Origin of the sequence: Allosphingosinicella indica, assembly GCF_900177405.1 — a bacterium.
GTDB classification, from domain to species: domain Bacteria; phylum Pseudomonadota; class Alphaproteobacteria; order Sphingomonadales; family Sphingomonadaceae; genus Allosphingosinicella; species Allosphingosinicella indica.
The window spans coordinates 1-12,673 of the sequence record NZ_LT840185.1; the positions used below are offsets into that span (position 1 = coordinate 1).

General features: G+C 66.8%; 17 protein-coding genes, 2 other RNA genes and 1 pseudogene. 12 read left to right on the top strand and 8 right to left on the bottom strand.

Going from position 1 to position 12,673, the window contains the following annotated elements; translation table 11 throughout:
* Positions 1 to 6: 6 nt before the first annotated feature.
* From B9N75_RS00005 to B9N75_RS00040, 8 genes are all read left to right on the top strand, one after another.
* Positions 7 to 645: a PspA/IM30 family protein gene (locus B9N75_RS00005; protein ID WP_244552499.1), complete on the top strand. Its 639-nt coding sequence runs from the start codon at positions 7 to 9 to the stop codon at positions 643 to 645.
* A gap of 4 nt (positions 646 to 649) precedes the next feature.
* The gene (gene pspB, locus B9N75_RS00010) at positions 650 to 946 is read left to right on the top strand and encodes an envelope stress response membrane protein PspB (protein ID WP_085216939.1); all 297 of its coding nucleotides are present in this window, start codon (positions 650 to 652) and stop codon (positions 944 to 946) included.
* On the top strand, positions 943 to 1,284 hold the full coding sequence (locus B9N75_RS00015) for a PspC domain-containing protein (RefSeq protein WP_085216940.1): 342 nt from the start codon (positions 943 to 945) through the stop codon (positions 1,282 to 1,284). Before pspB ends, B9N75_RS00015 begins: the two co-directional genes overlap by 4 nt.
* Positions 1,285 to 1,310: 26 nt before the next feature.
* Positions 1,311 to 1,604, top strand: a complete 294-nt coding sequence (locus tag B9N75_RS00020) for a hypothetical protein (protein WP_085219311.1) — start codon at positions 1,311 to 1,313, stop codon at positions 1,602 to 1,604.
* 137 nt (positions 1,605 to 1,741) lie between these two features.
* On the top strand, positions 1,742 to 2,071 hold the full coding sequence (locus B9N75_RS00025; protein WP_085216941.1) for a hypothetical protein: 330 nt from the start codon (positions 1,742 to 1,744) through the stop codon (positions 2,069 to 2,071).
* 23 nt (positions 2,072 to 2,094) lie between these two features.
* Entirely contained in the window at positions 2,095 to 2,337 is a 243-nt protein-coding gene (locus tag B9N75_RS00030; RefSeq protein ID WP_085216942.1) for a hypothetical protein, read from the top strand.
* Positions 2,338 to 2,507: 170 nt separating this feature from the next.
* Entirely contained in the window at positions 2,508 to 2,915 is a 408-nt protein-coding gene (locus tag B9N75_RS00035) for a SufE family protein (RefSeq protein WP_085216943.1), read from the top strand.
* Positions 2,912 to 3,367 (top strand): PaaI family thioesterase, encoded by a 456-nt coding sequence (locus tag B9N75_RS00040; protein ID WP_085216944.1) that lies wholly within the window; start codon positions 2,912 to 2,914, stop codon positions 3,365 to 3,367. The genes B9N75_RS00035 and B9N75_RS00040 overlap by 4 nt, the downstream gene beginning before the upstream one ends.
* 9 nt (positions 3,368 to 3,376) lie before the next feature.
* On the opposite strand, the gene B9N75_RS00045 is transcribed toward B9N75_RS00040, so the two are convergent.
* The 4 genes from B9N75_RS00045 to B9N75_RS00060 form a co-directional block, all read right to left on the bottom strand.
* Positions 3,377 to 3,910 (bottom strand): J domain-containing protein, encoded by a 534-nt coding sequence (locus B9N75_RS00045; protein ID WP_085219312.1) that lies wholly within the window; start codon positions 3,908 to 3,910, stop codon positions 3,377 to 3,379.
* 54 nt (positions 3,911 to 3,964) lie between these two features.
* Positions 3,965 to 4,344, bottom strand: an RNA gene (gene rnpB / locus B9N75_RS00050) — RNase P RNA component class A.
* Between the two features lie 6 nt (positions 4,345 to 4,350).
* Positions 4,351 to 5,046 (bottom strand): N-acetylmuramoyl-L-alanine amidase, encoded by a 696-nt coding sequence (locus B9N75_RS00055; protein WP_085216945.1) that lies wholly within the window; start codon positions 5,044 to 5,046, stop codon positions 4,351 to 4,353.
* Between the two features lie 11 nt (positions 5,047 to 5,057).
* Positions 5,058 to 5,693 carry a histidine phosphotransferase family protein gene (locus tag B9N75_RS00060; protein WP_085216946.1) on the bottom strand — a complete coding sequence of 212 codons (636 nt, stop codon included), beginning with the start codon at positions 5,691 to 5,693 and terminating at the stop codon, positions 5,058 to 5,060.
* A 160-nt stretch (positions 5,694 to 5,853) separates the two neighbouring features.
* Between B9N75_RS00060 and B9N75_RS00065 the strand changes: the two genes are divergently transcribed.
* The 4 genes and pseudogenes from B9N75_RS00065 to mtgA form a co-directional block, all read left to right on the top strand.
* The gene (locus B9N75_RS00065) at positions 5,854 to 6,810 is read left to right on the top strand and encodes an RluA family pseudouridine synthase (RefSeq protein WP_085216947.1); all 957 of its coding nucleotides are present in this window, start codon (positions 5,854 to 5,856) and stop codon (positions 6,808 to 6,810) included.
* 53 nt (positions 6,811 to 6,863) lie between these two features.
* Complete coding sequence (gene rpoH / locus B9N75_RS00070) at positions 6,864 to 7,772, top strand: RNA polymerase sigma factor RpoH (protein WP_085219313.1); 909 nt, start codon at positions 6,864 to 6,866, stop codon at positions 7,770 to 7,772.
* Positions 7,769 to 8,308 carry a GNAT family N-acetyltransferase gene (locus B9N75_RS00075; RefSeq protein ID WP_085216948.1) on the top strand — a complete coding sequence of 180 codons (540 nt, stop codon included), beginning with the start codon at positions 7,769 to 7,771 and terminating at the stop codon, positions 8,306 to 8,308. The genes rpoH and B9N75_RS00075 overlap by 4 nt, the downstream gene beginning before the upstream one ends.
* 9 nt (positions 8,309 to 8,317) lie before the next feature.
* Positions 8,318 to 9,031: pseudogene (mtgA, locus tag B9N75_RS00080) on the top strand (monofunctional biosynthetic peptidoglycan transglycosylase); the annotation flags it as partial.
* Between the two features lie 354 nt (positions 9,032 to 9,385).
* Here the strand turns inward: mtgA and B9N75_RS00085 are convergent.
* From B9N75_RS00085 to B9N75_RS00100, 4 genes are all read right to left on the bottom strand, one after another.
* Positions 9,386 to 9,709, bottom strand: coding sequence for a YbaB/EbfC family nucleoid-associated protein (locus B9N75_RS00085; RefSeq protein WP_085216950.1), 324 nt, complete (start codon positions 9,707 to 9,709; stop codon positions 9,386 to 9,388).
* Positions 9,709 to 11,373, bottom strand: a complete 1,665-nt coding sequence (locus B9N75_RS00090) for a DNA polymerase III subunit gamma/tau (RefSeq protein WP_085216951.1) — start codon at positions 11,371 to 11,373, stop codon at positions 9,709 to 9,711. The genes B9N75_RS00085 and B9N75_RS00090 overlap by 1 nt, the downstream gene beginning before the upstream one ends.
* 171 nt (positions 11,374 to 11,544) lie before the next feature.
* An RNA gene (ffs, locus tag B9N75_RS00095) (signal recognition particle sRNA small type) lies at positions 11,545 to 11,642 on the bottom strand.
* A 34-nt stretch (positions 11,643 to 11,676) separates the two neighbouring features.
* On the bottom strand, positions 11,677 to 12,624 hold the full coding sequence (locus B9N75_RS00100; RefSeq protein WP_244552369.1) for an endonuclease/exonuclease/phosphatase family protein: 948 nt from the start codon (positions 12,622 to 12,624) through the stop codon (positions 11,677 to 11,679).
* Positions 12,625 to 12,673 lie beyond the last annotated feature (49 nt).

Genomic DNA, 12,673 nt, shown 5'->3' on the forward strand with positions numbered 1-12,673 from the left:
GACCTTTTGGACAAGGCGGAGGACCCCGCCAAGATGATCCGGATGATCATTTTGGAGATGGAGGAGACGCTGGTCGAGGTGCGCGCATCTGCGGCGCGGACGATCGCGGACCAGAAGGAGATGCGCCGCCAGATCGCGAAGCTCGATGCGCTGGCGGGCAACTGGACCGAGAAGGCCGAGCTTGCGCTATCGAAGGACCGCGAGGATCTGGCGAAGGCGGCGCTGGTCGAGAAGCAGAAGGCCTCCGACCTTGCCGACCAGCTCAATGCCGAGATCGCGGTGCTCGACGATGCGCTGCGCGCCTCGGAAGGCGACATCGCCAAGCTCCAGGGCAAGCTGCGCGAGGCCCGCGCGCGCCAGAATGCGATCATGAGCCGTCTGGAGAGCGCGCACCAGCGCGCCCGGATGCGCGAGATGTATGCCGGCCCCAAGGTCGAGGACGCCTTCTCGCGCTTCGACCTGCTCGAGCGCCGCGCCGACATGGCGGAAGGCCATGCCGAGGCACTGAGCCTCGCCGCTCCCGGCAAGACACTGGAGGAAGAGATATCCGAACTGCGGTCTTCCGAGAAAGTCGATGCCGAACTCGCCGCGCTGAAGGCGCGGGTGAAGAGCGCGCCGCCGGCAGCCGAAAGCAAGGAGGGCTGAGCGCGTGAACGGCTTCGTCGCCATCGTCGCGATCTTCATCGGCCTGCCGTGGCTGATCCTCCACTACGTCACGAAGTGGAAGAGCGGCGCGACGCTGACCGGCGAAGACGAACGGTTGCTGGAGGAACTGCACAGCGCCGCGCGCCGCCTCGACGAGCGCATGAACACGATCGAGCGCATCATCGCCGCCGAGAACCCCGGCTGGCAGCAGATCAGCGTCGACCCCGCCGGCATCGGCATCGAAGACCGTACCATCAACCGCGAAGACCGCATCACCCGCGACGATAGGAGGAGCAAATGAAGGGCCGCAATTTCCGCATCGACAGGAAGAACGGCAAGCTTCTGGGCCTGTGTGCCGGCATCGCCAACGCGACCGGCATCGACGCCACCTTCGTCCGCGTCGCGGTGGTGCTGGCGGTGATCCTGGGCAGCCCGTGGTTCATCGCGGCTTATTTCGCGGCGGCGCTCTACCTGCGCCATCGCGAGACGCGCGGCATCGCCGGCGGCAGCGACGCGGCGGCGATCCGCGAATGGCGCGAGGACCGCAGCGCGACGCTCGACCGCCGGATCGACGCGATAGAGCATGAAGCGATGTCGCGCGAAAGCCGGCTGGCCAAGGAAATCGAAGCACTGCGCTGAGGCGCGGATCGTTCAGGGGAATGGAAATGAATTTCGGAAGCCCGATCTTCGTGATCGCCATCATTGTAATCTGCACGGCAGGCTGGGTCGTCACCACCTGGATACGCGCCAAACACGGCTATCCGATCGAGGACCAGTTCTGGGGGATGAGCGAAAAGACGGAATCGCCTGATGCCGCCCGTGCCGCACAGTTGATGGCTGAGGAGAATGCTCGGCTCAAAGGCCAGATCGGCCGGCTGGAGGAGCGGATCGCGGTGATGGAGCGGATCGTGACCGACCCCGCCGAGCGCACTGCCGCCGAAATCGAGAAGCTGCGCTGATGCCTGCTCTGCTCGCCTCCGACATGTTCTGGCTGACAATGGCGATCGGCTTCGTGCTCGTCACCGTCCTGGCCTGGCGCGGCGACGACCGCGAGGCGTTCTAAAAAATGTGGCAGCGAAAGGAAATCTCCGTGGACATGGCAGACCAGATTCTTATCCCCGTTCTCCCTTGGCTGATCGGTGGCGGACTGCTGATCGGCGGCGCGGCGATCGTCGGCTGGGTGTTCACCACCTGGCTGCGCATCCGCCACGGCTATCCGCTCGATGGCATGTGGGGCCAGGCGGTCTATCCGAAGAAGAACGAGGAGGCGATGGAGCGGGTGAAACTGCTCAGCCAGGAGAATGCGCAGCTCCGCGCCGAGTTGGGATCGATGAAGGACCGGCTGGCGAACGTCGAGAGGATCGTGACGGACGGCGGCTATTCGCTTACCCACGAGATCGAGAGTCTGCGCAAGCCGACCAACTGAGTCGGTTCTAGGAGTTTTAGGGAATGGGTCCGTTCGAAATGGTGGTGGCGATCGTCGCCATCACCGCCATCGCCAGCATTCTTCGCGCCCGCTATGGCATCCGCCGCAACCGCCATGGCGATGAGGTCCATGTCGATGACGCCGAGAACCGCCGCCTTCGCGACGAGGTGAAGACGCTGAAGGATCGCGTCGCGACGCTGGAGCGGATCACCATCGAAAAAGAAAACAGCCTCGCCAACGAGATCGAGCGTCTGCGCGACCGCTAGGCGGCGCGCTGGTGCCGGCTGGGTTTCCAGCCGGTAGACGCCGACAAGCAGATGGATCCCGGATCAGGTCCGGCATGACGATCTGGGGTGCCCGGCGGGGCGTGTATGGATTGCTTCGGCGCTTCGCTTCTCGCAAGGACGAGGCACCCCTTCCGCTTCCGGACTGACTGATGCCCGCGCTCGACGATATATTTGCCGATTACGAACTGCTCGATGCGGACGACCGTTATCGGCTGCTGATCGATCTCGGCCGCGATCTCGAGCCGATGCCCGAAGCGCTCAAGACCGATGCGACGCTGGTGCGCGGCTGCTCGGCGGCGGTGTGGATCTATCCGACGATCGGCGACGACGGCCGCCTCCACTTCCTTGCGGACAGCAATGCGGCGATCACCAAGGGGATCGTCGCGCTGGTGCTGCTGACGGTTCAGGACCGCAGCGCAGCCGACATCGCCGCCGCCGATATAGAGGGCGCGCTGGCGCCGTTCGACCTCCGGAACCAGCTCAGCTCCAATCGCACCCAAGGCATTCCCAACATGATCGCGCTGATCCGCCAGACCGCGAAGCGCTACGCGGCATGAGCGACGCGATCGACTGGACGCGGGCGTTCGACCCGGAGAAATTCGCCGGCATCGCCGCGCAGATCGGTCACGGCGGCGCGCTCGGTATCGTCTATCACGCGCATGGCGAAGACTGGGTGGAACTTGCCCTCCCCTATTCGGAAACGCTGATCGGCGTGACGGAGACGGGCGTGATCGCCTCGGGGCCGATCATCAGCTTGATGGACATGGCGACCAGCATTTCGGTTTGGGCGCGGATCGGCCGCTTCCGGCACCAAGCGACGCTCGACCTCAGGATCGACTATCTGAGGCCCGCGACGCCCGGCCGGACCATCATCGGCCGCGGCGAATGCTATCGGACGACGAAGACGGTGGCGTTCGTGCGCGGCACTGCACACGACGGCGATCCCGACGATCCGATCGCCCATGTCTCGGGCACGTTCATGGCGATGGGCGAGGTTCCGCCCGCCTGATCGGTTCAGTCAGCGCGACAGCGCCGCGCGCCGTTCTTCGGATTTGCGCAGCACGTCATAGGCAGCCTGCACCGCGCGGAAGCGCGCCGCGGCTTCCTCGCCCTTGTTAAGATCGGGGTGATTGGCCTTCGCGAGCCGGCGATAGGCGAGGCGGATATCGTCGAACCCCGCGCCGCTCTCCAGCTCCAGCACGTCGAGCGCGCGCATCTCGTCGCGGCTGCGGGTGCCGTCGCCGGGACCGCCCCAGCCATAGTGCGAGGCGTTGGCGAACCCGCCGGCGTCGCGCCGCTCGCCCGCCTCGCGCGCGGCGGCATCCTCGGCGCTCAGCCCCTCGAAATAATTCCAGCCGCGGTTGTATTCGGCGGCGTGGCGCTCGCAGAAATACCAGCGCTCGGGGCTGTTGGGGGATTTTGGCGCGGGGCAATCGCCCGGCTCCTCGCAGCCGTGCCGATCGCACAGCCGCACCTGCGTCGCGCCACGCTCGCTGCCGTAGCCGCGCCAGCGGGGGAAACCCCAGTCGTTCGATCGTCCCGGCCGTGCCATTGCGCCAAGATAGACAAGCCGCATCGGCTTCGCCACCCGCGGCGCCGCGAAAAGAATGCCAGAGGGTCTGTAAGCCGGGTTCTGTCCACCCCGTCATCCGGGGATGGGCGGCCATTCCTCTAGGAGACGGATTGCTCCGCCCCTCAAGCAACCAACCCGGGCGACGGGCCGGAACCAGGCCCATGCGCCGCCCCTATTCGGTCTTGCTCCCGGTGGGGTTTGCCGTGCCGCCCCCGTTGCCGGGCGCGCGGTGGGCTCTTACCCCACCCTTTCGACCTGACCGCGCCGAAACGCGGCGGACTGCTTTCTGTGGCACTTTCCCTGACCCCGGACGAAGCCCGAAGCCGCCGGACGTTATCCGGCACCGTGTTTCCGTGGAGCCCGGACTTTCCTCGCCCCGACATATGTCGAGCCGCGGCCGCCCGACCCTCTGGCGGCGCCTATCTAACGATTCCGCGCTCGCGATCCAAGAGCAGGCTGAGGAGGATCGCGCGGCTCTCGCCGTCGATCACGCCGTCGATCAGTTCGGGGCGGAAGCGGCGCTGGAAGGCAACGGTGGCTGCGCGGCCGTCGGCGACGTCATAGCCAAAGCGTTCGAGCGCGAGGAGGAAGCCGGCATCGGTCCAGTGCGGATCGGCGAGGCCCTTGGTGGGGCGGGCGATGGCGAGGCCGAGCTTGGCGAGCCGCGCCCAATCGAACAATTCGCCCGGATCCTGCTTGCGGCTAGGGGCGATGTCCGAATGGCCGACGACGTTGGATTTGGAGATATCGCGGCGGATCATGATGTCCGACACGAGCGGAATCAGTGCCGCCATCTGCGGCTCGGGAAACGGCCGGTAGCCGAATTCGTGGCCGGGGTTGACGATTTCGATGCCGATGCTCGCCGAATTGACGTCGCGGATGCCGCGCCAGTGCGAACGGCCGGCGTGCCAGGCGCGCTTCTCCTCATCCACCATGCGCAGCACCTGCCCGTCTTCCGAGACGAGATAGTGGCAGGAAACCTTGGCCTCGGCATCGGACAGGCGGGCGATGGCGGAGGCCGCGTCCTGCATGCCGGTGTAATGAAGGACGAGGATCGAGACCGGCAGCTCGCGATCGTCGAAATTGGGCGAAGGCGTGTCGATCGCGTCGATCATCGCCGCATCCCTCAGGCCGGAAGCGAGGACCCGAAGAGCAGCAGTCCTTCCTGCTCGTCGGCCACCTGAACATCGCCGCCGCCTTCACGCACCAAGCTGTGGACCAGCCAGGCCGCGGCGGCGCGCGGCGCCACTTCATTCTCGTCGATATCGCCGCTCAGCACGCGCTTGAGCTCGGGATCGAGGACGATGCGCGTGCCTTCCGCGCGGACGACGATCTCGACGCCCTTGTCCGTTCGCTCGACGCCGACGTCGAGCCGCCCGCCGCGGACCAGCGCATCGCCGGCGATGAGGACGAGATTGAGCAGCACCTTGAGCGCCGCCTTGCTGATCGTCGGCTCGTCGACCATCCAGCCGAGCTGAATGCGGCCATCACCCCCGAACAGGCCCTCGATCGCGACGCGCGCCTCGCGAGTGTCTACCTCGTCAGCAAAACCGCCGGCCGCGCCGAACGCCAGGCGAAAGAATTTGAGCTTGTTGGCCGACGCCCGCGCGCTTTCGGCGAGCAGTTCGAGGCAGCGGGCGCGCATCTCGGGATCATGTTCGTCGGCGAGCAGCTCGATGCCGTTGTTGAGCGCGCCGACCGGCGACAACAGATCGTGGCACAGCCTTGAGCACAACAGGCTGGCGAATTCGTGGGATTTCATGCGCAATCGCCCCTCGTGGCGGCTCAACAGTCCGTCGCGTCCCCTATTGGCCGCTTGCACTTAGGCTTGCAAGGCGATGGTTTACGCCGCGTTAAATGCGGGGCTGCGATGGCCCCGCGCCCCTTGAAAAACCGCGGCCGCGACCCATCTTTCCTACAGGATGTCTGGGGGGGCCTCGACCATAAATGTGACACTGGGCGCGGAGGCCGCCGGATGGCGGCTGGACCGGGCGCTGGCATCCGCCATCCCCACCCTGTCCCGCGAGCGGCTGAAGGCGCTGATTTCGAGCGGGCAGGTCGCCGGGCCGGGCGGCGCGGCGGTGCGCGATCCGGCCACGAAGGTGCGCGAAGGCAGCGATTACGCCATTTCCGTCCCTGCCCCCGCGCCGGCGCATAACGAGGCGCAGGACATCGCGCTCGAAATCGTCTTCGAGGACGAGCATCTGCTGATCGTCGACAAGCCCGCGGGGATGGTGGTCCATCCTGCGGCGGGAAATCTCGACGGGACACTGGTCAACGCGCTGCTCCACCATTGCGCGGGGCGGCTTTCGGGCATCGGCGGGGTGGCGCGGCCGGGGATCGTCCACCGGATCGACAAGGACACGTCGGGGCTGCTCGTGGTCGCCAAGACCGATGTCGCGCACGAAGGCCTTGCCGCGCAGTTCAAGCGGCACAGCATCGACCGGCGCTACAAGGCGATCGTCGCGGGTGTGCCGCTGCCGCGATCGGGCACGATCGATGCACCGCTCGCGCGCTCGGCGTCCAACCGCAAGAAGATCGCGATCACCGGCGAAGGCCAGGGGCGGCGCGCGGTGACGCATTACCGGGTCGAGACCGTCCTCAGGGACGCGGCGCTGGTCGAATGCCGTCTCGAAACGGGGCGGACACACCAGGTGCGCGTGCACATGACCTCGATCGGCCATCCGCTGCTTGGCGATCCGGTCTACGGCAGCACGCGAAAGGCGCATCGTGCGGTTCTGGAAACACTGGGTTTCCGCCGCCAGGCCTTGCACGCGGCCAAATTGGAGTTTATTCATCCGGTTTCGAAAAGAAACCTGTCGTTCGAAAGCGCCGTTCCGTCGGATATGCAGGAACTGTTCACAGCGCTTTCCGTATAGAAGATGTGCCGCGCGGCGTATCGAATCGCGCGCACCAGGGAGAATGCGAATCCATGGCTATGAGGCCAAACGTTCCGGCAACCATCCCCGCCGCCGCCGCAGGCGAAGCGGGCCTCAACCGCTATCTGGCTGAGATCAAGAAATTTCCGATCCTGGCGCCGGAAGAGGAATATATGCTCGCCAAAAGGTGGGAGGAGCATCAGGACACTGATGCCGCCGCCAAGCTGGTGAACAGCCACCTGCGCCTCGTCGCGAAGATCGCGATGGGGTATCGCGGCTATGGCCTGCCGGTCAGCGAGCTGATCTCCGAAGGCAATATCGGGCTGATGCAGGGCGTGAAGAAGTTCGACGCCGACCGCGGCTTCCGCCTCGCGACCTATGCGATGTGGTGGATCCGCGCCTCGATCCAGGAATTCATCCTGCGCTCGTGGAGCCTCGTGAAGATGGGCACCACCGCGGCGCAGAAGAAATTGTTCTTCAACCTCCGCCGGATGAAGAACCGTATCGAAGCGTTCGAGGACGGCGACCTGAAGCCCGAGGACGTGACCAAGATCGCCACCGATCTCGGCGTCACCGAGGATGACGTCATCTCGATGAACCGCCGCATGGCGATGGGCGGCGACACGTCGCTCAACGTACCCATGCGTGAGGATGGCGAGGGCCAATGGCAGGACTGGCTGGTCGATACCGATCCGTTGCAGGACGAGCGCGTCGCCGACGCCGAGGAGAGCAAGGTCCGCCACGAGATGCTGATGGACGCGATGGACGTGCTCAACGACCGCGAGCGGCACATCCTGACCGAGCGTCGGCTGACCGACGATCCCAAGACTTTGGAAGAGCTCAGCCAAGTCTATGACGTCAGCCGCGAGCGCATCCGCCAGATCGAGGTCCGCGCCTTCGAGAAGCTTCAGAAGGCGCTGATGAACCTCGCCGGCGAACGGCGTCTGCTGCCTGCGATGTGAGACGGCGCCGCGCGCGTCCCGACGATATCGCTGCCGTCCACGCCATCTATGTGGACGGCAGCGTCATTCCCTATCTCGGCCATGATTCGATGCCGCTTGCCGACTTCCGGCCGATCTTCGACCGGATGCTCGACGACGGCGATCTTCATGTGATCGAGATCGACCGCACGGTTGCGGGTTTCTGCAAAACCGGCCGGCAGCACGGCCGCTGCGCGCATGTCGCGCATCTCGGGCCACTGGCGATCGCTTCCGCCTTCCAGGGCCGCGGGGCGGGACGTGCGATGGTGGCGGAGGTGATCGCCGAGCTCGAAGCCGCCGGCGTGACCCGGATCGAGCTGCAGGCGGAAGCCGACAATCGCGGAGGCCTCGCTTTCTACGAACGCATGGGATTCCATCGCGAGGGCGTGCAGCGCTTTGCGTACAAGCGCGGATCGGAGGACGCACCGGTCGATGAGGTGATGATGGTCCGCTTCGTTGGCCCGCTGGCAGTCCACAACCCCAACTTCCCCGATGACGCGACGGAGACGCCCCGCTAATCACGCCGCATGGCGCGCACGGGATCGAAGCGGCGGGGGAAGCCGCGCAGTGGATTTGGCCGGATATTCGGCTGGATCGTCCGGATCATCCTGATCTTTGTCGTCGGCAGCATCCTCTGGGTGCTCGCCTACCGCTTCGTGCCGCCGCCCTTTACGCTGACGATGGCGGGCGATCTGCTCGGCGGACGATCGGTGACCAAGGATTGGACGCCGCTCGAACGGATCGACCGCGACATGGTGCGCGCCGCAATCGCTGCCGAGGACAGCAAATTCTGCAGCCACGGCGGCTTCGACACCGACGCCATCGCCGATGCGATGCGCCGCAATGCCGAGGGCGGCCGCATCCGCGGCGGATCGACGATCAGCCAGCAGACCGCGAAGAACGCCTTTCTGTGGCAGGGCGGCGGCTATTTCCGCAAAGGGCTGGAAGCCTGGTTCACGCTGCTGATCGAGCAGATGTGGGGTAAGCGCCGGATCATGGAAGTCTATCTCAACATCGCCGAGACGGGCATCGCCACCTATGGCGTCGAAGCCGGGGCGCAGCGCTATTTCGGCAAGGGCGCGGGAACCCTCAGCCGCAACGAGGCCGCGCGGATCGCCGCGATCCTGCCGCTGCCCAAAAAGCGCGAGGCGATCGCGCCGAGCGGCTTCACCCGCCGCTACGGCAATTCGATCGCGGCGCGGATCGGCGTGGTGGCGCGCGATGGGCTGGATTCCTGCGTCTACGCGGGCGGCGAGACTGCGCCCCCGGACCGTCCGGAAAAGGCGGTGAAGGCGCCGGATCGCAAGGCCGCGCCCAAGGCCGAACCGCGCGAGGAGCGGCCCGAGGACTATATCGACGCGCCCGACATCGGCGCGCCGGTCGCGGTGGAAGCGCCGCCGGTGGCGATCGAGGCCGCGCCCGCGCCGTCGGCGGAGGAACCGGCGCCGGCGCTGAACGGGCTTTAGGTGCGCCGCGAGACCTGACCTACAGATCGTCATACCGGACCTGATCCGGTATCCATCTTCTTTGTGGCGCCGGTCTTAAGAAGGTGGACCCCGGATCAAGTCCGGGGTGACCACTTTTGTCCTGGAAACTCAGAACGGGAGCTTGAAGCCCGGGGGGAGCGGGAGGCCGCTGGTGATCTTCTGCATCTCGCTCGCGGCGGCCGCATCGGCCTTGGCGCGCGCGTCGTTGAACGCGGCGGCGACGAGATCCTCTACCATCTGCTTTTCGGACGGCTGGAGCAGGCTCGGATCGATATCGACAGCAATGATGCGGCCCTTTGCGCTGGCGCGGACCTTGACCATGCCGCCGCCCGAAACGCCCTCCACCTCGATCGTATCGAGCCCGGCCTGCGCCTTCTGCAGCTCGGCCTGGGCGTTCTGGGCCATCTTCATGATATCGTCGAGGTTGGGCATCAGGCGCTCCGTTGTTCGTTCAAACTATAATCGACGAGCTCGGCGTCGGGAAAGGCGTCCAAAGCCGCGCGGACGACCGGCGTGTCCAGCACTTTCTGTTTGAGCCGTTGCTTTTCCGCGAGTTCCTGATCGCGAAGCGAAGGCTCCGCCGCGCCGTCCTCGGTGAGCGCGACCTGCCAGCTTTCCCCCGTCATCGCCTTGAGCGCTGCAGCGAGATCGCGCGCGAAATCGGCGGCGAAGGGCTTCAAGGGCTTCAGATCGAGCAGCGGCGGGGCATAGCGGACGAGGCCGACGAAATCGTGCAGTTGCTGGGCAAGCAGCGGCTTACCGCCCTGATCCAGCGCATCGACGAGCGCGGCGAAGCTGGCCGGACGGCCCGGAGCCGCGGATACGGGCGGCGGCGGCGCGGCCGGCGCTCCGTGCGACGCGGGCGTGGCGGCGGCGGGCGGAATGCCGCCCTCCCCCGCCATCTGCCGGGCGAGTGTTCCGGGATCGGGCAGGTCGGTCGCGTGGATGACGCGCAGCAGCGCCATTTCCGCCGTCTCGAGCGGCAGTGTCGCATTGTGGACTTCGGCCAGCCCTTTGAGCAGCAACTGCCAGAGGCGGTGGAGCGCGGCATAGCCGATCGCCGCCGCCCAGTCGGCATAAGCCTCGCGCTCCTCCACCGACAGCGCCGGATCGTCGGCACCGCCGACCTTGGCGCGGGTGATGCCGTGCACCGATTCGAGCAACCCGCGGAGCAGCGCCGCGGGCTCGACGCCGAGCTCATACTGATCGCGCACCGCCTTCAGCGCGCCCGGCGCGTCGCCCGCCAGCAGCAGCGCCAGCAGAGCCCGGATCGCGCCGCGATCGGAGAGGCCGAGCATGGCGCGCACCTGATCGGCGGTGACGCCGCCCGCGCCGTGCGCGATCGCCTGATCGAGGATCGAGAGGCCGTCGCGCGCCGACCCTTCCGCCGCGCGCGCGATGAGCGTCAGCGCTTCGGGCTCGATCGCGACGCCTTCCTTTTCCGCGACTTCGCCGAAATGCGCAGCGAGCTGCTCGGCGGAAATGCGCTTCAGATCGAAACGCTGGCAGCGCGACAGCACCGTCACCGGCACCTTGTTCACCTCGGTCGTGGCGAACAGGAATTTCACATGCGCGGGCGGCTCCTCCAGCGTCTTCAGGAGCGCGTTGAACGCGTTCTTGGAGAGCATGTGGACTTCGTCGACGATGTAGACCTTGTAGCGCGCCGAGACGGCGGCGTAGCGCACCGCCTCGATGATCTCGCGCACGTCGTCGACGCCGGTGTGGCTGGCGGCATCCATCTCGACGACGTCGATGTGACGCCCCTCGGCGATCGCGCGGCAGGGCTCGCAGACTCCGCACGGGTCGATGGTTGGCCCGCCGGCGCCGTCCGGGCCGATGCAGTTGAGCGCCTTGGCGATGAGCCGCGCGGTCGAGGTCTTGCCGACACCGCGGACGCCGGTGAGCAGGAAGGCGTGCGCGAGCCGGTCGCGCCGGATGGCATTGCCCAGCGTCTTCACCATCGCATCCTGGCCGATCAGCTCGGCGAAGGACTGGGGGCGATATTTGCGGGCGAGCACGCGATAGGGTTGCGCCGCCGCGGGCTGCGGCGGCTCGTCGAGGCCGAGCGCGAAGGTATCGGGGGATTCGGAGGACATCGGGGCGAAGGTAGGACGCGGCCCGGCGTCATTCCAGCGAAAGCTGGAATCTCTTTTTGTTCTTGGAGTTGGGCGTCGCGGCGAAGCCGCGCCGTCGGTCCTGTCGGCTTAAGCCGCAGGCCGGCCGCCATTCGATGGCTCTACGCGCTGCTGCGCTCCGCTCGGCATCTCATGGGTGGGAGCCGGAACGACCCGAAGCGAAATCGTTACGGCTGCTTCCTTCCGGACCTGACCGGGTTGGCGACAACTCCGTCCGCCCGACTCCCGCGGCGCATATGGGCGATGGCGCCGGTGCTGGCAAGATCAGGGCGCGCAGGCCGCGCCGGGCATCCCCGCGGGCCAGCTCAGATCGTAGGTCACGCGGAAGCCGTCGTGATCGGAGAGCCGCGGGCCGGTCGCGCCGCCGTCGAACATCGCCTCGACGCGGACGGGGCGGATCGTCACCCCCTCGCCCGACCAGAAGAGCTGGAGATCCTGCGTGTCCATCCAGGGTTCGTCGCCGTCCCACGACATCTGCACATCGCACTCCTGCGGCCGCTCGCTGCACCAGCGGTGGACGATGGCGATCGGCTGCATCTCGACGAAGCGATCGAAGCGCGGCTCGGAATGGCGCATGTTGAAATCGCCGCCAAGCACCATCGGCCGCGCGATATCTCCCTCCAGCGCGACGAATTCGGAAATCGCACGGGATTGTCGGCGGTGCGCGGCGAGATGGCGGTCCTCCGGCGCGCGCGAGGCGCGCTGCGAATTCATGTGGGTGTTGAAGAGGTCGAGCGTACCGGGAACGCCGGGGATGACGATCCGCGCATGGAGCACCCCTTTGTTGGCAAGGCAGTCAATGCCAGCGCACGCCCGGCGCGGAAACGGCTGCGCGCTGTGGCTGACGATCGGATATTCGGACGCTATCGCGAGCCCCCCGGAGAGGAACTTGATGCCAATCTCCCCGCGCGTGACGACGCGGCGGCCGGGAAGGCGCGGCCCCGCACGCGGCGGCTGTGCAGCGCCGCGCGCCGGCCCGGCGACCAGTGCCGGATAGTCCGCCGCCGTGACGGCTTGGGTAGCCCGGCGGCTGAACATCTCTTGAAAAAGCACCACATCGGGCGCGGCGCCCGCCGCGCGCATTGCCGCGAGCCGGTTGCCGATCTCCTTCAGCTTCGGTCCGCGGCCGCTCCGCGCCGGCCAGGCAAGGCCCTCGACATTGTAGGTGAGCACGTCGATCCGCGTGCTCGCCGTCCGCCCGTCCGCCGACAACGCGATCTGAGGCCGCGGCGCAACCGCGCAGGACGAAAGCCGCGGCGCA